Source organism: Pseudomonas lini, assembly GCF_964063345.1.
GTDB classification, from domain to species: Bacteria; Pseudomonadota; Gammaproteobacteria; order Pseudomonadales; family Pseudomonadaceae; genus Aquipseudomonas; species Aquipseudomonas lini_B.
Genome location: NZ_OZ061318.1, coordinates 1643693 through 1663909 on the forward strand (window position 1 = coordinate 1643693; position 20217 = coordinate 1663909).

The 20217-nt window shown below is 58.8% G+C and carries 20 protein-coding genes and 1 pseudogene; 13 read left to right on the forward strand and 8 right to left on the reverse strand.

What is annotated here, in order from left to right; all coding sequences use genetic code 11:
- The first annotated feature begins 31 nt into the window (after nt 1-31).
- Nucleotides 32-1396, forward strand: a complete 1365-nt coding sequence (locus tag AB3226_RS07440; protein ID WP_367372602.1) for an HlyD family type I secretion periplasmic adaptor subunit — start codon at nt 32-34, stop codon at nt 1394-1396.
- A 145-nt stretch (nt 1397-1541) separates the two neighbouring features.
- On the opposite strand, the gene AB3226_RS07445 is transcribed toward AB3226_RS07440, so the two are convergent.
- Complete coding sequence (locus AB3226_RS07445; protein WP_367372603.1) at nt 1542-2138, reverse strand: tRNA-uridine aminocarboxypropyltransferase; 597 nt, start codon at nt 2136-2138, stop codon at nt 1542-1544.
- Between the two features lie 4 nt (nt 2139-2142).
- Nucleotides 2143-3036, reverse strand: coding sequence for a LysR family transcriptional regulator (locus AB3226_RS07450; protein WP_008013540.1), 894 nt, complete (start codon nt 3034-3036; stop codon nt 2143-2145).
- Nucleotides 3037-3391: 355 nt separating this feature from the next.
- Here AB3226_RS07450 and speB point away from each other — a divergent pair, with 355 nt between their 5' ends.
- From speB to AB3226_RS07475, 5 genes are all read left to right on the forward strand, one after another.
- A complete protein-coding gene (gene speB / locus AB3226_RS07455; protein ID WP_030131905.1) occupies nt 3392-4342 on the forward strand; it encodes an agmatinase in 951 nt (316 codons plus the stop codon).
- 9 nt (nt 4343-4351) lie between these two features.
- Complete coding sequence (locus tag AB3226_RS07460; protein ID WP_367372604.1) at nt 4352-4774, forward strand: nuclear transport factor 2 family protein; 423 nt, start codon at nt 4352-4354, stop codon at nt 4772-4774.
- Nucleotides 4775-4828: 54 nt separating this feature from the next.
- On the forward strand, nt 4829-6340 hold the full coding sequence (locus tag AB3226_RS07465; protein WP_367372605.1) for a cytosine permease: 1512 nt from the start codon (nt 4829-4831) through the stop codon (nt 6338-6340).
- A gap of 190 nt (nt 6341-6530) precedes the next feature.
- The gene (locus AB3226_RS07470) at nt 6531-7910 is read left to right on the forward strand and encodes a sodium:solute symporter (RefSeq protein WP_367372606.1); all 1380 of its coding nucleotides are present in this window, start codon (nt 6531-6533) and stop codon (nt 7908-7910) included.
- 182 nt (nt 7911-8092) lie between these two features.
- Entirely contained in the window at nt 8093-8344 is a 252-nt protein-coding gene (locus tag AB3226_RS07475) for an acyl carrier protein (protein ID WP_367372607.1), read from the forward strand.
- Between the two features lie 195 nt (nt 8345-8539).
- Here the strand turns inward: AB3226_RS07475 and AB3226_RS07480 are convergent, their stop codons facing one another.
- Together AB3226_RS07480 and AB3226_RS07485 are read right to left on the reverse strand one after the other, a co-directional pair.
- Nucleotides 8540-8671: a PA1414 family protein gene (locus AB3226_RS07480; RefSeq protein WP_256580670.1), complete on the reverse strand. Its 132-nt coding sequence runs from the start codon at nt 8669-8671 to the stop codon at nt 8540-8542.
- A 139-nt stretch (nt 8672-8810) separates the two neighbouring features.
- A complete protein-coding gene (locus AB3226_RS07485) occupies nt 8811-9704 on the reverse strand; it encodes a putrescine utilization regulator PtrR (RefSeq protein WP_367372608.1) in 894 nt (297 codons plus the stop codon).
- 104 nt (nt 9705-9808) lie between these two features.
- Here AB3226_RS07485 and AB3226_RS07490 point away from each other — a divergent pair, with 104 nt between their 5' ends.
- Nucleotides 9809-10999, forward strand: a complete 1191-nt coding sequence (locus AB3226_RS07490) for an MFS transporter (protein WP_367372609.1) — start codon at nt 9809-9811, stop codon at nt 10997-10999.
- Here AB3226_RS07490 and AB3226_RS07495 read toward each other — a convergent pair.
- The 3 genes from AB3226_RS07495 to AB3226_RS07505 form a co-directional block, all read right to left on the reverse strand.
- Nucleotides 10935-11867, reverse strand: a complete 933-nt coding sequence (locus AB3226_RS07495) for a DMT family transporter (RefSeq protein ID WP_367372610.1) — start codon at nt 11865-11867, stop codon at nt 10935-10937. The genes AB3226_RS07490 and AB3226_RS07495 overlap by 65 nt on opposite strands.
- 163 nt (nt 11868-12030) lie before the next feature.
- Complete coding sequence (locus tag AB3226_RS07500; protein ID WP_367372611.1) at nt 12031-13476, reverse strand: NCS1 family nucleobase:cation symporter-1; 1446 nt, start codon at nt 13474-13476, stop codon at nt 12031-12033.
- 429 nt (nt 13477-13905) lie between these two features.
- Nucleotides 13906-14742, reverse strand: a complete 837-nt coding sequence (locus AB3226_RS07505) for a S1 RNA-binding domain-containing protein (protein WP_223484332.1) — start codon at nt 14740-14742, stop codon at nt 13906-13908.
- Between the two features lie 351 nt (nt 14743-15093).
- Here AB3226_RS07505 and AB3226_RS07510 point away from each other — a divergent pair, with 351 nt between their 5' ends.
- From AB3226_RS07510 to AB3226_RS07520, 3 genes are all read left to right on the forward strand, one after another.
- Nucleotides 15094-15282 carry a hypothetical protein gene (locus tag AB3226_RS07510; protein WP_017337097.1) on the forward strand — a complete coding sequence of 63 codons (189 nt, stop codon included), beginning with the start codon at nt 15094-15096 and terminating at the stop codon, nt 15280-15282.
- Nucleotides 15283-15492: 210 nt separating this feature from the next.
- Complete coding sequence (locus AB3226_RS07515; RefSeq protein ID WP_367372612.1) at nt 15493-16209, forward strand: TorF family putative porin; 717 nt, start codon at nt 15493-15495, stop codon at nt 16207-16209.
- Between the two features lie 76 nt (nt 16210-16285).
- A complete protein-coding gene (locus tag AB3226_RS07520; RefSeq protein WP_367372613.1) occupies nt 16286-17155 on the forward strand; it encodes a DUF6279 family lipoprotein in 870 nt (289 codons plus the stop codon).
- A gap of 124 nt (nt 17156-17279) precedes the next feature.
- On the opposite strand, the gene AB3226_RS07525 is transcribed toward AB3226_RS07520, so the two are convergent.
- Entirely contained in the window at nt 17280-17669 is a 390-nt protein-coding gene (locus AB3226_RS07525) for a transcriptional regulator (RefSeq protein WP_367372614.1), read from the reverse strand.
- Between the two features lie 201 nt (nt 17670-17870).
- Here AB3226_RS07525 and AB3226_RS07530 point away from each other — a divergent pair, with 201 nt between their 5' ends.
- From AB3226_RS07530 to AB3226_RS07540, 3 genes and pseudogenes are all read left to right on the forward strand, one after another.
- Entirely contained in the window at nt 17871-18605 is a 735-nt protein-coding gene (locus tag AB3226_RS07530; protein WP_367372615.1) for a DUF899 domain-containing protein, read from the forward strand.
- Between the two features lie 508 nt (nt 18606-19113).
- Nucleotides 19114-19386 (forward strand): hypothetical protein, encoded by a 273-nt coding sequence (locus AB3226_RS07535; protein ID WP_008076699.1) that lies wholly within the window; start codon nt 19114-19116, stop codon nt 19384-19386.
- A gap of 37 nt (nt 19387-19423) precedes the next feature.
- Nucleotides 19424-20215: pseudogene (locus tag AB3226_RS07540) on the forward strand (IS4 family transposase); the annotation flags it as partial.
- Nucleotides 20216-20217: the final 2 nt, after the last annotated feature.

A 20217-nucleotide genomic window follows, 5' to 3' on the forward strand; every position in this document is an offset into this window, starting at 1 on the left:
CTTTATTTCTCTTAACTGACGGGTATTGCCCATGTCTGCTCAAACACCGGATTCAGCGGCCCGAAGCTACCTCGGCAGTTTCAGCAAAAGTGCCGAAAGCGAATTCATGCCGGAAACCGCCGGCGCCTCGTTGCAGGATTCGCCGCGCTGGTCGCGGATCACCGTGTGGCTGGCGGCAGCGCTGCTGATCACCGCACTGCTCTGGGCCAAGTTCGCCGTGTTGCAGGAAGTCACCACGGGCGAAGGCAAGGCGATTCCGTCGAGCAAGATTCAGGTGATCCAGAACCTGGAGGGCGGCATCGTCACGGAAATCTTCGTGCGCGAAGGACAGATGGTGAATAAGGGCGACACATTGTTGCGCCTGGATGACACGCGATTTCTGTCGAACAAAGGTGAAAGCGAAGCGGACCGCTATGCACTGACCGCGCAGGTCGAACGGCTGTCGGCCGAAGCGGAAGGCCGGCCGTTCAAGCTGTCCGCGGAAGTGATCGCCAAGGCGCCGCAAGTGGCCGAGGACGAACGCTCGCTGTACGAACAACGCCAGCGCCGACTGGCCAGCGAACAGCGCACGCTGACCGAACAACTCCGGCAGAAAACCCAGGAGCTGGCGGAATTCCGCTCCAAACAGGGGCAGTTCAGTTCCAGCCTGGCCTTGCTGCAACAAGAGATGAACATGTCTGCGCCGCTGGTGGGCACCGGAGCGGTTTCGCCGGTGGAAATCCTCCGACTCAAACGCAGCGCCGTGGAAATCCGCGGCTCGCTGAATGCCACGACCCTGGCGATTCCCCGTGCCGAATCGGCGATCAATGAGATCAAAAGCAAGATCGATGAGTCCGAACAATCCTTCCGTTCAGACGCGGCAAAAGAGCTGAATGAAAAACGCACCGACCTGTCGAAAATAACCGCGACGAGCATCGCCATCGACGACCGGGTGACGCGCACCACCGTGGTGTCGCCGGTTCACGGCATTATCAAAATGCTGAAGGTCAACACCATCGGCGGCGTGGTCCAGCCGGGCAACGACATGGTGGAAATCGTGCCGCTGGAAGACAACCTGCTGATCGAAGCCAAGGTCCGCCCTCAAGACGTGGCGTTCCTGCACCCCGGCCAGAAAGCCATGGTCAAGTTCAGCGCTTACGACTACACGATTTATGGGGGGTTGAGTGCGAAGCTGGAGTTGATTGGCGCGGACACCATCACCGATGACAAGGGCAACAGCTTTTATCTGATTCAGGTAAGAACCGACAAGAATCACTTGGGCGGGGACGTGAAACCGCTGCTGATCATTCCGGGGATGGTGGCGACGGTGGACATTATTACCGGGGAGAAAAGCGTGCTGGATTATCTGCTTAAACCAGTGTTGAAAGCGCGGACCGAGGCGATGCGGGAGCGGTAGTGATTATCCAGATACTGCGGTGATTGGTCCGGCCTCTTCGCGGGCAAGCCCGCTCCCACAGTGTCCGTGTCGAATACAAATTCTGCGAACACCGCTAAACCTGTGGGAGCGGGCTTGCCCGCGAAGAGGTCCGCACAAACAACGATCATTTCGGCCCATGATTGCGCTTGAAGGTCTCCTCCCCCATCGCCGCAATCTGCCCCTCGATCAACGCCTCGAACGGCTTCAACAACGGCACAAAACTGGCCGGTGACTCAAGCGTTTGCAACGCCTGCACAATCGCCTCCAACGTCGACAACGCCCCCGGCCCCGGAGCTTTGCGCAATCGATAACGCGACACCCCGCCCTCGGCCAACGTCACTCTGGGCAACGCCGCCAACAACGGATTGAGGTGCAGCATTTTGCGCGCTTTACGCCAGGTACCATCCGGAACCACCAGCAGCAGCGGCTCATCATTCGCGGTGTAGGCCTGCATCGGCTGCGCCTCCTCACCGGGAAACAGCAACCGTGCCTGATAGCCCGGCTGATTCAACAGCGCCGGCAAATCCTCGAACACCTCGCCAACAATCAACTCGGCATTCTTCAACCCCAGCGCCGCCAACCGCGCGGTGTTCAGCGCATGGTTCACTTCGCTTGGATGCTGAAGCAGCAACACCCGAGTGCGACTGTCGAGGCTCGGGATCAGCGGGCACAGGCAATGGGTTTGCGGGCGGAGACAGCGTGGGCACTGGATTCTGGACATATTCTTAAGCCTGATTGAGCTGTGCTTTAAGCAAATCACGAAAGGTCTGGATCAGCGGTTCGCGGCTGCGGCCACGGCGCACGATCATCGAAAACGGCGCCTGATAACCAAACGTCGCTGGCAGCAACACGCGCAAATCCCCTTTGTCGGCCCAAGCCTGGGCGTAATGCTCCGGCAGGTAACCGATGTAGGCGCCGGACAGCACCAGAATCAGCTGGGCTTCCATACTTTCCACGGTCGCCGCGCTGTGTTTGAAACCGTGGCGAGCCAGTTCGGCCTGGCTCCAATAGCCGCGACCGACCATGCGCTGTTGGGTGATGACTTGCTCGGGGATACGCCGCTCGGTGAACAGCGGATGACGACTGCTGCAATACAACCAATGTTGCTCGCGGTACAGCGGCATGTAGACCAGACCGCTCATGCGCGTGGAAAAGGCACCGATGGCCAGGTCGAGACGGTTGTCCTGCACACCGAGCTGCAGCTCGTAAGGGCTCATGACCGACAGATGCAAATGCACCGCCGGGTGTTCCTGACTGTAGGCGCCGATGGCTTCGGCGAACGGCAAGGCCTTGTCGCTGACGGTGGAGTCGATCACACCTAGGTTCAAGGTGCCGCGCAGCTCGCCTTTGAGGGCGGCGGCGTATTGTTCGAAACCTTCAAGTTCCGCCAATAGACGCAGGGTTTCCTGATGGAACAGCTCGCCCTTGCTGGTCAGGCTGAAACCACCGCGCCCGCGATGACAAAGCACCAAGCCAAGGGCCGCTTCGAGCTGGCTCATGTAAGTGCTGATGGCCGAGGTCGAGAGGTTGAGCTCTTGCTGGGCGTTGGCGAACCCCTGATGGCGGACCACGCTGACGAAGATGCGCAATAGTTTCAGGTCGGGTAAAGCGTTGGCCATGGGGGCTCCGGTTGCAAGGTAATGCATGTTGCTTTTGTGGCGAGGGCGCTTGCTCCCGCTCGGCTGCGCAGCAGTCGTAAAACTTGCCAATGCGGTCCACCAGACACAACGAAGTGAATGGTTTTGGGGCCGCTTCGCAGCCCAGCGGGAGCAAGCTCCCTCGCCACAGGGGGTCTGCGTGTGGTCAGAAGTCTATCTCTGCCCTCGCCATTAGTTTAGAAAAATCTGAACTAAGTATTTGCCCGTAGCGATTCTTCCCGATCACTGCATTTCGCAGAATCGGCCCACAGCGGTGCCCGTCTCTCCCCGAGCGTGCAACCGACATAAATAAAACAACGACGATGAGGCCTTACCCGTGGACAAGATTCTTCACCAACCACTGGGCGGCAACGAAATGCCGCGCTTCGGCGGCATCGCCACCATGCTGCGACTCCCCCATTTGCCATCCGCTGCCGGCCTGGACGCTGCCTTTATCGGCATCCCGCTGGACATCGGCACTTCCCTGCGCCCCGGCACCCGTTTCGGGCCACGTGAAATCCGCGCTGAATCGGTGATGATCCGCCCGTACAACATGGCCACCGGCGCCGCGCCGTTCGATTCGCTGTCGGTTGCCGACATCGGTGACGTGGCGATCAACACGTTCAACCTGCTGGACGCCGTGCGAATCATCGAAGAGGCCTACGACAATATCCTCGAACACGATGTGATCCCCCTGACCCTTGGCGGCGATCACACCATCACCCTGCCGATCCTGCGTGCCATCCATAAAAAGCACGGCAAGGTCGGCCTGGTGCACATCGACGCTCACGCCGATGTGAACGATCACATGTTCGGCGAGAAGATCGCCCACGGCACCACCTTCCGTCGCGCTGTAGAAGAAGGCCTTCTGGATTGCGACCGCGTGGTGCAAATTGGCCTGCGCGCCCAGGGTTACACCGCTGATGACTTCAACTGGAGCCGCAATCAAGGCTTCCGTGTGGTTCAGGCTGAAGAATGCTGGCACAAATCCCTGGCACCGCTGATGGCCGAAGTTCGCGAGAAAGTCGGCGGCGGTCCGGTGTACCTGAGTTTCGATATCGACGGTATCGACCCGGCCTGGGCACCCGGCACTGGCACCCCGGAAATCGGCGGTCTGACGACCATTCAGGCGATCGAAATCGTGCGCGGCTGCCAAGGCCTCGACCTGGTCGGTTGCGACCTGGTAGAAGTCTCGCCAGCGTACGACACCACCGGTAATACCTCGCTGTTGGGCGCCAACCTGCTGTACGAAATGCTCTGCGTACTGCCGGGCGTGGTCCATCGCTGAGGATCGGTCATGAGCGAACGTGATCAGGTACTCAACGCTGCCGCCGAGCTGGTATCGGCCTTTGCCCGTAACGATCGCGAAGCCTACTTCGGCGCATTCAGCGTTGATGCCAGCTTCGTGTTCTACACCCTCGAGCAGCCCCTGCTGTCGCGCGATGCTTATCAGGCGTTGTGGGACACCTGGCGCGCCGAGGACGGCTTCGAGGTGCTGTCCTGCACCTCGAGCAACGCCTTCGTCAGCCTGCAAGGTGACGTGGCGATTTTCATCCATGACGTGGCCACCGAGCTGCGCATGCAAGGGGAGCATCACTTCAGCCAGGAGCGCGAGACGATTGTTTTCAAAAAACAGACGTCTGGCCAAGAACAACAAGGCCTATGGCTGGCCTGCCACGAACATTTGTCCGCCATGCCGGAAGGGCTGCCACCCCCTTAGCCAAACAGGTGACGCTCACGCACGATGAGCGCGCCTTTATGATCGGAGCAGATCATGAATAACAACAACAAAGAAAAAAGCCTTAGCAGCATCGAAACAAACGGGGTCGAACAGATCCCGGATCATGAGCGCGACGCCAGACCCAGCGACCTGTTTCGCCTGATCTTCGGCGGTGCCAATACCTTTGCCACAGCGGTGCTCGGCAGTTTTCCCGTGCTGTTCGGCCTGTCCTTCCAGGCGGGTGTGTGGGCGATTGTGTTGGGCGTGGTGATCGGTGCGCTGATCCTGGCGCCGATGGGCCTGTTCGGACCGATCAACGGCACCAACAACGCCGTTTCCTCCGGTGCACACTTCGGCGTGCATGGACGAATCGTCGGCTCTTTCCTGTCACTGTTGACCGCTATCGCGTTCTTTTCGCTCTCCGTATGGAGTTCGGGCGATGCGCTGGTGGGCGGCGCCAAACGCCTGATCAACCTGCCGGAAACCGACCTCACCCTGGGCCTGGCGTACGGTCTGTTCGCGCTGCTGGTATTGACGGTGTGCATTTACGGCTTCCGCTTCATGCTGTGGGTCAACCGCATCGCGGTGTGGGCCGCCAGCCTGTTGTTCCTGCTCGGCATCTTCGCCTTCGCCCCGGCGTTCGACAGTCAATACGCCGGCAGCGTGGCCCTCGGTCAGGCGGGGTTCTGGGCGGCGTTCATCGGCGCGGCGCTGGTGGCCATGAGCAACCCGATTTCCTTCGGCGCGTTCCTCGGCGACTGGTCGCGTTACATCCCGCGTGATACGCCGAAAGGCCGGATCATGCTGTCGGTGATTGCCGCACAACTGGCCACGCTGATTCCGTTCCTGTTCGGCCTCGCCACCGCCACCATCGTGGCGGTCAAGGCACCGGACTACATCGCGGCCAACAACTACGTCGGCGGTCTGCTGGCAGTGTCACCGAGCTGGTTCTTCCTGCCGGTGTGCCTGATTGCGGTAATCGGCGGTATGTCCACCGGCACCACTTCGCTGTATGGCACCGGGCTGGACATGTCCAGCGTGTTCCCACGGGTGCTGTCGCGGGTCAAGGCAACGCTGCTGATCGGGGTGATGTCGATTGCCTTCATCTTCATCGGGCGCTTTGCGGCGAACCTGGTGCAGAGCGTGTCGACCTTCGCCGTGCTGATCATCACCTGCACCACTCCGTGGATGGTGATCATGATCATCGGCCTGTTGGTGCGTCGCGGCTTCTACTGCCCGGATGACCTGCAAGTGTTCACCCGTGGCGAGAAAGGCGGCCGTTACTGGTTCACCCACGGCTGGAACTGGCGTGGCCTGGGCGCCTGGATCCCGAGCGCGCTGGTGGGTTTGTGCTTCGTGAACCTGCCGGGGCAGTTTGTCGGGCCACTCGGGAATCTGGCGGGCGGTATCGACATCAGCCTGCCGGTGACCCTCGGCCTGGCCTCGCTGGTGTACCTGACGCTGCTGAGCCTGTTCCCGGAACCGGCCACGGTGTTCGGCCCCAACGATCCACGCAGCAAGGGCAAGGATTCGCTCGGTAAACCGGCGTTGCGCCAAGCCGCCTGATTCAACGCATTACCTGTGGTCAACGCATTACCTGTGGGAGCGTGGCTTGCCCGCGATGAACGATAACGCGGTCGGCCTGACTGACCGTGGCGCTCCCTTCGCGGGCAAGCCTCGCTCCCACAGGGATTGGTATTCCCACAAAGATTGATTTTCGCCTCACCATAAAAAAGACAATCGGAGACACGCCATCATGGCTTTGGATTTATTCGTCGTACTCATCTACGCCGCCGCGATGCTGGTGCTCGGCTACTACGGCATGCGCAAGGCCAAGACCAACGAAGACTTTTTGGTCGCCGGTCGTAACCTCGGCCCGAGCCTGTACATGGGCACCATGGCCGCTACCGTTCTGGGCGGCGCATCTACCGTCGGCACCGTACGCCTGGGCTACGTCCATGGCATCTCCGGTTTCTGGCTCTGCGCGGCCCTCGGTTGCGGGATCGTGGCGCTGAACCTGTTCCTCGCCAAACCACTGCTGAAACTGAAAATCTACACCGTTACCCAGGTGCTGGAAAAACGCTACAACCCGATGGCCCGCTCCGCGAGCGCGGTGATCATGCTGGCGTATGCGCTGATGATCGGCGTGGTCTCGATCCTGGCCATTGGCACCGTGCTGCAAGTGCTGTTCGACCTGCCGTTCTGGCTGTCGGTATTGGTCGGCGGTGGCGTGGTGGTGATTTATTCCGCGATTGGCGGCATGTGGTCGCTGACCCTGACCGACATCGTCCAGTTCGTGATCAAGACCGTAGGCCTGATGTTCATCCTGTTGCCGATATGCCTGTACCGCGTCGGTGGTTGGGATGAGTTGGTGTTGAAACTGCCGGCAACCGCCTTCAGCTTCACCACGATTGGCTGGGACACCATCATCACCTACTTCATGATCTACTTCTTCGGGATCCTGATCGGCCAAGACATCTGGCAGCGTGTGTTCACCGTCAAGAGCGCCAAAGTGGCTCAGGTCGCCGGTACATTCGCAGGCGTCTACTGCATCCTTTATGGACTGGCCTGCGCCCTGATCGGCATGGCCGCTCATGTGCTGATCCCGGACCTGGACAACGTCAACAACGCCTTCGCCGCCATCGTCAAACTGTCCCTGCCGGACGGTATCCGTGGCCTGGTGATTGCGGCGGCCCTGGCGGCCATGATGTCCACCGCCAGCGCCGGCCTGCTCGCCGCTGCCACCACCCTGACCGAAGACCTGCTGCCGAAACTGCGCGGCGGTAAACAGTCGAGCCTGGGCATCAACCGCCTGTTCACCCTGCTGACCGGCGTCGCCGTGCTGGGTATCGCGCTGGTGGTAAACGACGTGATCAGTGCCTTGACCCTGGCCTATAACCTGTTGGTGGGCGGCATGCTGATCCCGCTGATCGGTGCAATCTTCTGGAAACGCGCAACCACCGCAGGCGCTATCGCCAGCATGGGCATGGGCTTTGCCACCGCGCTGCTGTTCATGATCAAGGACGGTATGGATTCCAACACCCCGATCTACTACAGCCTCGGCGTTGGCCTGGTGAGTTTCGTGGTGGTCAGCTTGCTGTCCCGCCGCCCGGCAGTGGTGGCGAGCGCTATCTAAGCTTTCTATAACGACTTGATGCTTTCTTCGACGGGTGTGGCGTCGGTTGCCACACCCGTTTTTTTTCGTCTGAAGAAAACTGCTATTACGCACGATGATTGACGAGTGGCAGCGCCGGCAAGCCTGAAGCCTGCTGTACTCAGCACCAGGGACAACAACAATAACGCCCTCGAAGAACAATCATGACAAGAGATGCCGTTCGTACCGCCGTGCACTGCTTCATCAGCCGCCTGCTGGAGGGCCGGGATGACTTCGACGACAACACCCGTCTGGTGCAGTTGGGACTGGATAAAGAAGATATTGAAGATCTGATTTTCCATCTGGAAGATCAGCTGGGATTGACAGCGTTTACCGCCGAAGAAGACCGGATGTTCCAGACCGCGACGACCGTCGACGACTTGAGCCGGTTTTTGATTGAGATTGGGCGGTATTGAGATGGGTTGAAATGCACCTTTGAGGCAAGAGTGCAGGCTCTTGTGGCGAGGGAGCTTGCTCCCGCTCGACTGCGCAGCAGTCGCAGAACCAGGATCCGAATGCTGCCTGATACACCTCGGTGGTGATCAATGGGGGCTGCTGTGCAGCCCAGCGGGAGCAAGCTCCCTCGCCACAGGCAAGCCCCCTGCCCAGACTTACCGGCGGCGCTGCTGCTGGCGGCGACGTTGTTCGTCGTCCGTGCGAATAGGCACGGGTTGCAGAGGCGGTTCGATCAAACCGAGTGCGACACCCAGGTCATGCAGCCAGTTTTGGATTTTCTCTTTCATGGTGCCCCCTTCAGGGTAGTGCCGAGCGGCCGAAGTTCTGTAGCCCCTTCGAACTGATAATAGTCCGAAGTCCTACGCAATGCTCGTCCAACATCGCAATGATCTGTTACTGAATTGATCCAAATTCCTGGACGTCGGTTCAAGCAAATGCCTTGGCCGGAATCGCTGCCGACGGATACATCGCCTGCTGCTGCTCGATCCATGCATTCAGATTGGCGCCGACCATGCCCTTGCGCCACATCAGCCAAGTGGTCGCGCTGGCGAACGGCTCGGCCAACGGGTGCACCGCCACGCTTTCGCGCCCCGGCAGGCTGGCGAGCATCGACTCCGACATCAGCGCCACGCCGGAGCCGGCAATCACGCAGGCGAGCATTCCCGGATAAGACTCGATCTCCATCGCCCGGCCCATGGCCGCGTGATCATGGGCGAACCAGGCTTCCAGGCGCATCCGATAGGAACAGCCCTGCCGAAACGTAAACACCGAACGCCCTTCGACATCCAGCGCACTGCGCACTGGCGGATGATCGGCCTCGCTGATCAGCACCAGCCGTTCGTCGCACAATGGCACGCCGTCGAGCCCGGCCAGCTCCAGCGGGCCGTCCACCAGCGCCGCATCGAGGCGCCCGGTGAGCAGACCTTCGAGCAATTCGCCGCTGGGCCCCGACTGCACTTGCAGGTTTACCGCCGGATAGCTGCGGTGATAACGCGCCAACAGCTCTGGCAGGTGAATCGCAGCGGTGCTGTACATGGTGCCCAGTACAAAATCCCCGGCCGGTTGCCCGCCCTGCACCGCCGCGTGGGCTTCGTCGTGCAAGGCGAACAGCTTGGCGGTGTAGTCCAAGAGGACTTTTCCCGCAGGTGACAACTGCAAACGCTGACGCTCGCGTACGAATAGTTCGACACCGAGTTGCTCTTCGAGCTGTTTGAGCCGGGTCGACAGGTTGGACGGCACACGATGCAGGCGTTCAGCCGCGCGGGTAATGGAGCCCTCCTGCGCCACCGCCTGGAAGATCCGCAATTGGCTGAATTCCACGCCATTCTCCAAATCAGAACAAGTTTCTCACTATTATTCATTTTTAAAGAAAGTCAATCAGTCCTAGCCTGACGGTCATTGATCCTCGAAAAGGAACTCAGACCATGTCTCCTCTGATTCGCTTAACCGCCAGCTTTATCGCCCTGATGATGGCCATGGGCATCGGGCGTTTCGCCCTGACGCCGCAACTGCCGCACTTGCTCAGCGAAGGCCAGATCGACCTGACTGCCGCCGGTCTGATTGCCGCTGCCAACTACCTCGGCTACTTCGCCGGCGCGGTGGACGCGATGTTCGCCCGTCGCCCCGACCAGGTTCGTCGGCGCCTGCTCGGTGGTTTGTGGCTCTGTGTACTGCTGACCCTGGCCTCGTTCTGGGCCGACGGGTTCTGGTCGCATCTGGTGCTGCGTTTCGGCACGGGCGTGGGCAGCGCCTGGGTGTTGGTGATGATTACCGCATTGAGCCAACCGCTGGCAGCGGCGGCCGGTCGTCCACGGCTCGGCGCGCTGGTCTTTGCCGGGCCGGGGCTGGGGATTTTTCTGACAGGATTATTGGCCTTGGGCTCGAACCTGCTGGGGCAGACGTCCGCGACCTTGTGGCTGGTGTATGCCGGTGTCGGGCTGGTGATGCTGCTGGGGATTCTGCCGTTCTTGCCGCAACCGGCTGCCCTTTCTACGGCGACACCGTCTGCCGTTACATCGGGCACCCAAGGTGTCGGACGTTTACCGGTGATCTATGGGTTATACGGTTTGGGCTACATCATCCCGGCCACTTTCCTCTCGCAAATGGCGAGCGCGCAGTTCCATGGGCAATGGCAAGCCGATCTGTTCTGGCCATGCTTCGGTCTGGCGGCAGCAATCGGGGTGGTGTTAGTGAGCCTGCGCAGACACAACCCAAACGCCACCCGCCATTGGCTGATGGCAACGCTGTGGTTGCAGGCGGCCGGGGTCTTCGCCTGCCTGTTGGGCAGCGGTGCCGGCCTGGCACTGGGAGTGATCCTGTGTGGTGGGCCGTTCCTGGCCTGCATGCAACTGGTGATGCAGCGCTCCCGGGAACTGGCGCCCCATGCCACCCAGCGCAACGCCGGGCTACTGACCGCGTGCTTTGCCGTGGGGCAACTCAGCGGTCCGTTGCTGGCAGCGCTGAGCAGTCATTTCAGCGGTGGATTGCAACCCGCGCTAGTGATCGCCGGCAGCGGTTTGCTCATCGCAGGAGGCCTGTTGCTGCGCCCGGTCAGGGTTGCCCAAGTGCTTTGCGCAAACGACGGCGGACCCACTGCTCTGCGCTCACAAAAGTGATCCCGAGCAGAACCAGCACCGCGCCGATCACAAAGTTGAGGCTCAGTTCTTCGCCCAGCAGCACCACACCGAACGTGACGCCGAACAGCGGCGTCATGAACGAAAACACTGCCAGGTTTGCCGCCAGATAACGACGCAGCAGCCAGAACCAGGTCAGGTAACTGAAGAACGACACCACCAATCCCTGGAACAGCACGCTGGCCACGGCAACAGTGGTCAGGCTGACATGGCTGACCTGCCCGCTGAGGATCGCGATCAACAGCAGGCCAACGAAGCCGACGATCAGTTGATAAAACAGCGTCAAGGTCACCGGCGCTTCCGACAGACGCGAGGCGCGTACCACCACGGTGGTCGCGCCCCACGATGCGCCGGCCAGCACGCCCAACGCATCGCCCATCAGCATGCGGTGGTCGAGGTTATTCCAGGACACGCCCCCGGCAAACGCAATGGCAATGCCGATGAAAGCGAGAAAAATCCCCAGCCACTGCACCGGTCTTAAACGCTCACTCGGCAGCAGCCAATGCACGCCCAACGCAGTGAAAATCGGCGCGGTGTAGAGGAACACCGACATGTGCGCCGCCGTAGTCAATTGCAGGCCTTCGGAAATGAAGAAGAACTCCAGACCAAACAACGCACCCGCCAGCAAGCCGCCGCGCCAGGTATTACCGACCTGATCCCAACCGCCCTTCCAGCAGATCAACAATCCTACGAGCAACGCGGAAATACCCGACCGCCCAGCTGCTTGCATGACCGGCGCGATGTCGGGCGCGGCCCACTTAATCATCACCTGCTGCACGCCCCAGATCAGGCACAGCCCGACCATTACCTGCAGGGCAAATCCATCGGCGCTACGCCGGGTGGCGCTCACCTGAACACCTCGACAACACAATCCATGGCAGTGACTCGACAGTAAAAGCAAAACCCCGACCTTCTGGCTGAGCAGAGTGCCGGGGCAAAAAATTATGCTGTCGATTATTAACCAGATGGACAGAAAAAGGTGTCTGCAAAAGACCTTTAAATCGCCGCTTGCGTCATCCCGCTATGACCAGCGCCGCCGACTGCTGTGCCTGCTCGCGCTTGGCCAGTGCGAAGTACAGGGCGCCGCCAAGGAAGCAGCCGGTAAACCAGGCGAAGTTGGCCATCGGCTGCAGGACTGGAATGAACGCGATCGCAACGCCCATCAAGGTCGCCGGAATCAATGCCTTGACCGCCGTCCAATTGATCCCGCCGCTGTAGTAATAACGTCCGCTCGGGCCGTCGTTGAACAGCGCATCGACATCAATCTGCTGCTTTTTGATCAGGTAGTAATCCACCAGCAGAATCCCGAACAGCGGCCCGATGAACGCCGCCAGCACGTCGAGGGTGTAGTGAATCACTTCGGGGTTGTTGAACAGGTTCCACGGGGTGATGAAAATCGAAGCCACGGCGGCGATCATGCCACCGGCGCGCCAGCTGATTTTGCTCGGGGCGATGTTGGCGAAGTCGAACGCCGGGGACACGAAGTTGGCGACGATGTTGATGCCAATGGTCGCGGTGACGAAAGCAAAGGCGCCGAGCAGCACGGCCACACTGTTGTCGATGCGCGCAACAGTGGCGATCGGGTCGTGAAGCATCTCACCGAACACCGGCAAGGTGCCGGAAACAATCACCACGGTCACCAACGAGAACGCCAGAAAGTTTACCGGCAGCCCCCAGAAATTGCCGCGACGCACGTCGTTCATGCTGCGGCAGTAGCGACTGAAATCACCGAAGTTCAGGGTCGGTCCGGAAAAGTACGACACCACCAACGCCGTTGCCACGATCACTTGGCCGAAAGCTTCCCAGCCAGACAGGGATTTTTCCGCCAGAGTGAAGCTGATGTTGCTCCACCCGGCCTGCCAAACGATCCAGCCGGCGAGCAGGAACATCACGCCGTAGACCACCGGGCCGGCCCAGTCGATGAAGCGGCGGATCGACTCCATGCCAGTCCAGAACACCAGCGCCTGGACGAACCACAGGCTGAGAAAACCGAACCAGCCGAGGTAGGACAAACCGGCAAAGTGCGGTTCGGCGTAGGCCGCCATTGAAGGAAAAAACCGCAACACGACGATGATCAGGGCACTGGACGCCAGGTACGTCTGAATCCCGTACCAGGCCACCGCGATCAGGCCGCGGATGACCGCAGGAATATTCGCCCCAAACACCCCGAACGCCAGTCGACAGATCACCGGGTATGGCACCGCTGCTTGCTGACTCGGTTTGGCTACCAGGTTGGCAATCAATTGCACGATGCAAATCCCGCCCAGCAACGCAATCAACACCTGCCAACTGGCCAGCCCAAGTGCAAACAGGCTGGCGGCGAACACATAGCCGCCGACGCTATGCACGTCACTCATCCAGAAGGCGAAGATGTTGTACCAATTCCATTTCTGCGGCAGCGGCCCCAGGTCCTGGTTATACAGGCGTGGGCTGTAGCCATTGGGCAATTGCTCGGTCATCGCAGGGCTCCTCGAAAGTACAGGCGCGGCCCCCGAGATTGATGTGGCGACCACACTGCGTACGGGAGCTGGCATGGTTTGTATACGAGTTGCTACGCAGAATGCGTGCCATACGTTCGAACGATGCGACAAATCGGGCTTTCAGCTCTGTTCAGAGGAAAGGCTTTAAGACGTAGAGGGGATGGTAATGCCCATGAACAGGGCGTCAGCGCCTGTAAACGGTGCAGGACATTATGTATACAAAGAGATGGGTGACTGCTGCGCAGTCGATCGCGAGCAGGCTCGCTCCCACATTGGATTTGTGGTGAGCGTGGGAGTTTGTACCCGACGCATATTGTAGGAGCGGCCGCAGGCTGCGATCTTTTGCCTGTAAAAGATCAAGATCAAAAGATCGCAGCCTGCGGCAGCTCCTACAGGGAGCGCGTAGGGTCAGCTGAGCTCGATACGATCAGCGTGAATGACGATCTGGCCGTTCTTGTACAACGCACCGATGGCCTTTTTGAAGTTGCCCTTGCTGACGCCGAACATACTGCTGATCAGCGTCGGGTCGCTCTTGTCGCTGACTGGCAGGGTGCCGTTGTTGTCGCGCAACTTGGCAAGAATCTTCGAGTTCAGACTGGTGGCGGCTTCTTCGCCCACCGGTTGCAGGCTCAGGCTGATCTTGCCGTCGGTGCGGACTTCCTTGATAAAGCCTTTCTCTTCTTTGCCGGCACGCATGAACTTGAAGATTTCGTTCTTGTGGATCAGGCCCCAGTGCTTGTTGTTGATGATTGCCTTGAAGCCCATATCGGTCGCTTCGGCCACCAGCAAATCAACTTCCTGGCCCGGGGTGTAATTGGCCGGGGTCTTGTCCAGGTAGCGGTCCAGACGCGCCGTCGCGGTGATACGGCGCGTGTGTTTGTCGAGATAAACGTGCACCACGACATACTCGCCGGCCGTCATCTGGCGCTTCTCTTCGGAATACGGCAGCAGCAGATCCTTCGGCAAACCCCAATCCAGGAACACGCCGATGCTGTTGACTTCAACAACTTTCAAACTGGCGAATTCACCGACCTGAACTTTCGGCTTTTCGGTGGTGGCGATAAGTTTGTCATCGCTGTCCAGATAAATAAAAACGTTGAGCCAGTCTTCATCTTCGCTGGGAATATCTTTGGGGATATAACGATTAGGCAGGAGGATTTCACCGTCCGCGCCACCGTCCAGATATAAACCGAAGTTAGTGTGTTTAACCACTTGCAAACTGTTGTAGCGCCCGACTAAAGCCATGTCCAATACCCTCATTGCGTGGGCGGCATTCTACCCGTTTTTGCGGGTGGCGTTCGGCGGCCGGCCCGGGGGCGCAAGAAAATCCGCGAAAGGGCTTAATTTCCCTGGGTTTTGCCGTGTGCGTTTGGCCGCTCGTCAGGCCATTTAGGTGCCTCGCACCCGGGGTCGCCCATCTGAAAAGCGCCTTTTTTCCATTTGGGTTCTTAGTTAAAACAGTAGCTTAGGGGAACATTGCGAATAATAACTTGCGATGAATCGCGTTTCTCCAACGTGTATTTCGGGAGGATATTTACCAAGCAATTGTCAAGTATTTCCTGTACTATGCCTGGCCAAGTTAATTTCTACAGGTTAATGGCCGCCATGCGTGTAAAAGCATCCAACAGCAAAGCAAAGCCAGCTCCAGCCGTTGAAACCAGCGAATCGATCAACAACCAGATCGCTGCGTTCCTCAAGTCCGGCGGAGAGATCCAGCAAATTGCCAAAGGCGTCAGCGGCCAGACGTTCGGCCCGTCCAAGCAGATCACGCTGGGCAAAAAGTAATTCCCCCCGCGTTAACTGGTCCCTAAGCGCTTTGAGCTTCGAAGCGCTTGGACTGGAACCCTCCCGCAATACCCCATCAAACAAATCAATATTTCAAAAATCGACGAACGGCCCTCGATGCCGAACATTCGCCGGTATGCTTGCACGTGTCTGGATCAAGCGTTTCAGCAGGTTTTCAGAACCTGTTCCTCGCTGTTCATGGAGTGACGCATGTTCAAGCCCTCTCTTTTCCTGCTCGCCAGCCTGCTGTGGTGTTCCGTCACCCATGCGCAAGTCTTTCAGCGCGAACTGGGCGACTTCGATCTCAAGCTCGCCACCACCCCCAGCCGCAGCATGGCCCAAGGACTGGTCAAACCGTCGACGACCGGCTCGTTCCACGGTGGTCTCGACCTGAGCCACGACAGCGGCTTCTACGTGGGTCAATGGTCCCCCAGCATGGGATTGAGCCCATCGAGCAACCTTGAAGTCGATTCCTACATGGGCTTTAAACAGCCTTTCGATCACTCCCTCGGCTACGAAGTGGGCATGATCCATTACAGCTACCCGAAAGTGGACACTCTCGACAGCCAGGAGCTGTTCGGCGGCCTGACCTTGCTGGGCAGTCGCTTCGGCGCGGCCTTCAGCAACGACCCGGACAAACAGAACAGCACCCTCTTCGCCGACCTCAGTGGCAATCAGCCGTTCGGCATCGGGATCAGCCTGAAATACACCACCCATCAACTCAACACACCGGTGTCCGTTGACGATGGGTATGTCGGCAGTTTTACCGACTGGTCAGTGAAATTGTCCCGGCCATTCATGGGCATTGACCTGGACTTGATCTACAGTGATTCAAGCCTGAGCGGCAGCGACTGCTCCGCCTATTCCGGCCACAATAGCGAGTGCGACGGCCTGGTGACGCTCAAGGCTGCGCACAGCTTCTATTAATCGGCTGAACTGCCGGGCTCATCCCGCGATCACACAAGAGAACCCAAAAGAAACCAGGTCTTCGCAAGGACTCGCCATGTCGCACTGGTTGAAACAGATCGGCGTCATCATCACCCTCAGCCTCACCGTCGCCGCGTGCAGCCGCGTGGGCCTGGCTTACCGCAACCTCGACGTGATCATTCCCTGGACGCTCAGCGATTACCTGGAGATGAACCACGAGCAAAAAGACTGGTTCAACGAGCGCCTCAAGGAACACCTGAGCTGGCACTGCACCACGCAACTGCCCGGCTACCTCGACTGGCTGGATCGCTTACAGGCCATGGTCGAGGCCAACCAAATCACCGACGCCGCGCTGCAAACCCGCACCCAGGAAGCCAAACAGGCCATCGCCGAAACCGCCCGGGAAATCACTCCGTCAGCCATCGAGCTGCTGCAGGGCCTTGATGACAAGCAAGTCGTGGAAATGAACGATGCCTTCGCCAAGGACCAGCGCAAACGTCAGGAGGCTTACCTCAAGCCGTCTCTGGAGCAACAGATCAAAGAACGGAGCAAGCGCATGGAGAAACGCTTGAATGACTGGCTTGGCCCGCTCAGCCCAACCCAACAGCAACGGGTCACGGCCTGGTCAAATGCCTTGGGTGATCAGAACAAGCAATGGATTGCCAACCGCGCCCATTGGCAACAGCAATTCAGCGCGGCAGTCGCGCAACGGCAGAGCCCAGGATTCCCACAGCAAATCGAGACACTTCTGGTGAATCGCGAGAGTTTGTGGACGCCGGCTTACCGCGTGGCCTACGCCAACACCGAAGCCCAGGCTCGGGCGTTGCTGGTGGACATAATGACCGAGAGCGCACCGATTCAGCGTGAACGGTTGCTGCAGAAGATTGAAGGCGTGCGCAAGGATTTCACTGATTTGAAATGCCTGAAAGCGGCGCGGCAAGATTAAACGGACCACCACAATCCAATGTGTGCGGGCAAGCCTCGCTCCTACAGGTAAGCGTCATTCACTCATTTTGTGAACAACATAGACCCCGTAGGAGCGAGGCTTGCCCGCGAAGCTTTTTACGCTATCAGGCAATCTGCGCCTTCGATGCCAGCTCATCAAACGTCAACTCTTCCAGCGCATCTTCCTGCTCATCCAGCACCTGCCGTGGATGCTCATTACCCGGAATGCTGCTGTCGATCAGGCTCAACAATCTCGAGCCCCGGGGCGTCAAAATGTAATTCTCGCCATTGCCACCCTGGTCCTCCGGCCGAGGCTCGATATAACCCCGCAGCAGCAGTAACTTTTCGTACTCACCAGCCACCGTTTTCAGGTGATCCAGGTTCTCGAACGGTTCGCCCGCGTTGGCTTTCGCCGCCGCATACTGCTCGGCATAAGGCCGTGGGGTGAAACTGTGGCCGGCGCCGTTCTGCACTTCATGCAGCAAGCGTTCAATCAAATCCCAGTTATAAGTCATCCTGATCAACCTCCAGTGCCCGCGAGTGAGATGGCCTTCATAGGTTGTGACCGACGAGGTGGGCAGCCGTTCAGCCAAGGTATTTCGCTCTACCGACCGGCGGTATGTCGAATAGGGCACAGACCAAACGACTAGGCTGTGTAAGACGGTTTACCCCTCTGCGCGGATCGACTTTCGCCAAAGCATGCAGGAGAAATCACCATGAACATTCAGAATCATCCGGTCGTGTCCCGGGAAGAATGGCTCGCAGCCCGCAAACAACACCTGGCCCACGAAAAAGCCTTCACCAAGGAACGAGACAAACTCAGCGCCGAACGCCGCGCCCTGCCCTGGGTGAAAATCGACAAACCCTACCGGTTCCAGGGCCCCAAGGGCGAATTGAGCCTGGCCAACCTGTTCGGCGGCCGCAGCCAATTGATCGTCTATCACTTTATGTTCGCCGCTGGCTGGAATGAAGGCTGTCCCGGTTGCTCGTTCCTGTCCGACCACATCGACGGCGTCAATCAACACCTGGCCCACCATGACGTGGCTGTAGTAGCGGTTTCCCACGCACCGTTCGCCGAATTTCAGCCTTTCAAACAGCGCATGGGCTGGAAGTTCGCCTGGGTGTCGTCGGAAGGCTGCGACTTCAACTACGACTTTGGCGTCTCGGCTCGAGCCGAAGACGTCGCCGCGGGAAAAGCTACCTACAACTACGAAAAATCCGACGGCGCCGAGGAAGAACTACCAGGGCTCAGCGTGTTTTATCGTAATGAAGCGGGGGAGATTTTCCATACCTATTCAACGTATGCACGAGGCCTGGACCTGCTGGTCGGCGCCTACAACTATCTGGACCTCACGCCTAAGGGGCGTAATGAAGAGGAGATCATGGATTGGGTGAGGCATCACGACCGGTATGAGGACAAGGCACCGGCCAGTTGCTGTCATGGGGGATAGACCGCAGCCATCGCGGGGCATTGGTTCGGGCTGAACACAACATCCGTCAACACCACAAATCCCCTGTGGGAGCGGGCTTGCCCGCGATGACTGACTGACATGCAACATTGATGACGACTGATACACCGCTATCGCGAGCAAGCTCGCTCCCACAAGGTTATGTGGTGTTCTGTAGGTGCGACCGGTTGCCTGACTGCAACTGCGGCAAATGCCCTACACCAACCTCGGAATCTGGCACCTTGCACCGCTGGAACGATGAAGCTTATAGTCCGCCCGTCGCTCACATGGCGACCGGGTTTGGCGACCTGTTATACGAGTGCGAAAGCTGTCTGCTTATTTGCAGGTGCCTCCGCATCCGCAAAGCTGCTTTTTTATGGCAGCTGTGCGCGGGAGACCTTCGGGTCTGCCGGTTACTCGTTTCCGGTTCGCCAACCTGCGTACAGCTGCCACCCTTTTCGTTTGGCGACGAACTGCTGGCAGTCTCAGCAAACTAAACGAGGCTTCAACTATGGATAGATACATGCCCTTAACCGGAATCGACCTGATCCCGGCCTCCCTGCTCATCGACACCCAAGCCCCACTCGACGTCCTGCAAGCCATGGCCGACTACCGCATTCGCACCGTCACCCAAGTGCTGGAAAACATCGCCTTTCGCGCCGAGATCGGTTGCGACACGGTGGTGCTTTCTGACTTTTCCAAACTGCTGGCTATACCGTTGCGGGATGGTTGTGATTTGATGGATGTCATTGGCAGACGGCTGCGGGCGCAGGCTGCGGAGTGAAATGAAAACGGGCGACCTGAAGGTCGCCCGCTTCATACAGTGCATACAAATATAGCTACAAACGTTGGCCGAAATGCTCCCCAAAGACTGTGTTCCGATCCTAGTAGCTGATGCAGGCTTTCGCCGGCCATGGATCAAAGCCGTCGAGGCGCAAGGCTGGTATTACGTGGGTCGAGGCGTAACCGAGACCTCTACCGCAACGACGCACACACTTGGCTGCCGGTTAAAAACCTCTACGCTCTGGCATCGTCCTCACCCAAATCACTGGGTCGGATCGAGATGACCCAAAGCGCTCCGCACTTCATCCATTTGAACTGTATCAGGCATTCGGCAAAGGGTCGCAAACATCAGCGTGTCACCGGTTCAATCGCCAAAAACAAACTCAGCAGGCAATCGGCCAATCGTGAACGAGAGCCTTGGTTATTGGCCAGCAACCTATCGGAGGATCAATGGAATCCATCGAGAATCGTGGCCATTTACAAGCAGCGTATGCAGATAGAAGAAGGGTTCAGGGATGTAAAAAGCGAGCACTTTGGCGTTGGTGTGACTCGCCATCGGAGTCACTGCCCGCGCCGAATCGAAGTGCTTTTACTGATCTCGGCTTTGGCCAATTACATCATTTGTTTAACGGGGTTGCAGGCCCGCGGAAGCGGGTCATGAACATCGTTTTCAAAGCAATAGCCTTAAACGCCGACGGGTGTTGTCGCTGTGGCGACTGGGCTTGGAATACTGGCGCAGTGGACGCGGTTCAAACTCTCGAAAAACCTTGGAGAGACTTGAGCGCGCGTTGCGAGCAGAGGTACATCAACAGGCGCAGGCGCTGGAGTAGAT

What these genes read in the sequence shown, in the direction of transcription:
- AB3226_RS07515 (WP_367372612.1), top strand. Translation starts at nt 15,493, where the DNA reads ATGTTCAAGCCCTCTCTTTTCCTGCTCGCCAGCCTGCTGTGGTGTTCC.
- AB3226_RS07530 (WP_367372615.1), top strand. Translation starts at nt 17,871, where the DNA reads ATGAACATTCAGAATCATCCGGTCGTGTCCCGGGAAGAATGGCTCGCA.
- AB3226_RS07525 (WP_367372614.1), bottom strand. Translation starts at nt 17,669, where the DNA reads ATGACTTATAACTGGGATTTGATTGAACGCTTGCTGCATGAAGTGCAG.
- AB3226_RS07480 (WP_256580670.1), bottom strand. Translation starts at nt 8,671, where the DNA reads ATGAAAGAGAAAATCCAAAACTGGCTGCATGACCTGGGTGTCGCACTC.
- AB3226_RS07490 (WP_367372609.1), top strand. Translation starts at nt 9,809, where the DNA reads ATGTCTCCTCTGATTCGCTTAACCGCCAGCTTTATCGCCCTGATGATG.
- AB3226_RS07535 (WP_008076699.1), top strand. Translation starts at nt 19,114, where the DNA reads ATGGATAGATACATGCCCTTAACCGGAATCGACCTGATCCCGGCCTCC.
- AB3226_RS07475 (WP_367372607.1), top strand. Translation starts at nt 8,093, where the DNA reads ATGACAAGAGATGCCGTTCGTACCGCCGTGCACTGCTTCATCAGCCGC.
- AB3226_RS07450 (WP_008013540.1), bottom strand. Translation starts at nt 3,036, where the DNA reads ATGGCCAACGCTTTACCCGACCTGAAACTATTGCGCATCTTCGTCAGC.
- AB3226_RS07460 (WP_367372604.1), top strand. Translation starts at nt 4,352, where the DNA reads ATGAGCGAACGTGATCAGGTACTCAACGCTGCCGCCGAGCTGGTATCG.
- AB3226_RS07500 (WP_367372611.1), bottom strand. Translation starts at nt 13,476, where the DNA reads ATGACCGAGCAATTGCCCAATGGCTACAGCCCACGCCTGTATAACCAG.
- AB3226_RS07510 (WP_017337097.1), top strand. Translation starts at nt 15,094, where the DNA reads ATGGCCGCCATGCGTGTAAAAGCATCCAACAGCAAAGCAAAGCCAGCT.
- AB3226_RS07445 (WP_367372603.1), bottom strand. Translation starts at nt 2,138, where the DNA reads ATGTCCAGAATCCAGTGCCCACGCTGTCTCCGCCCGCAAACCCATTGC.
- AB3226_RS07440 (WP_367372602.1), top strand. Translation starts at nt 32, where the DNA reads ATGTCTGCTCAAACACCGGATTCAGCGGCCCGAAGCTACCTCGGCAGT.
- AB3226_RS07470 (WP_367372606.1), top strand. Translation starts at nt 6,531, where the DNA reads ATGGCTTTGGATTTATTCGTCGTACTCATCTACGCCGCCGCGATGCTG.
- AB3226_RS07505 (WP_223484332.1), bottom strand. Translation starts at nt 14,742, where the DNA reads ATGGCTTTAGTCGGGCGCTACAACAGTTTGCAAGTGGTTAAACACACT.
- AB3226_RS07465 (WP_367372605.1), top strand. Translation starts at nt 4,829, where the DNA reads ATGAATAACAACAACAAAGAAAAAAGCCTTAGCAGCATCGAAACAAAC.
- AB3226_RS07520 (WP_367372613.1), top strand. Translation starts at nt 16,286, where the DNA reads ATGTCGCACTGGTTGAAACAGATCGGCGTCATCATCACCCTCAGCCTC.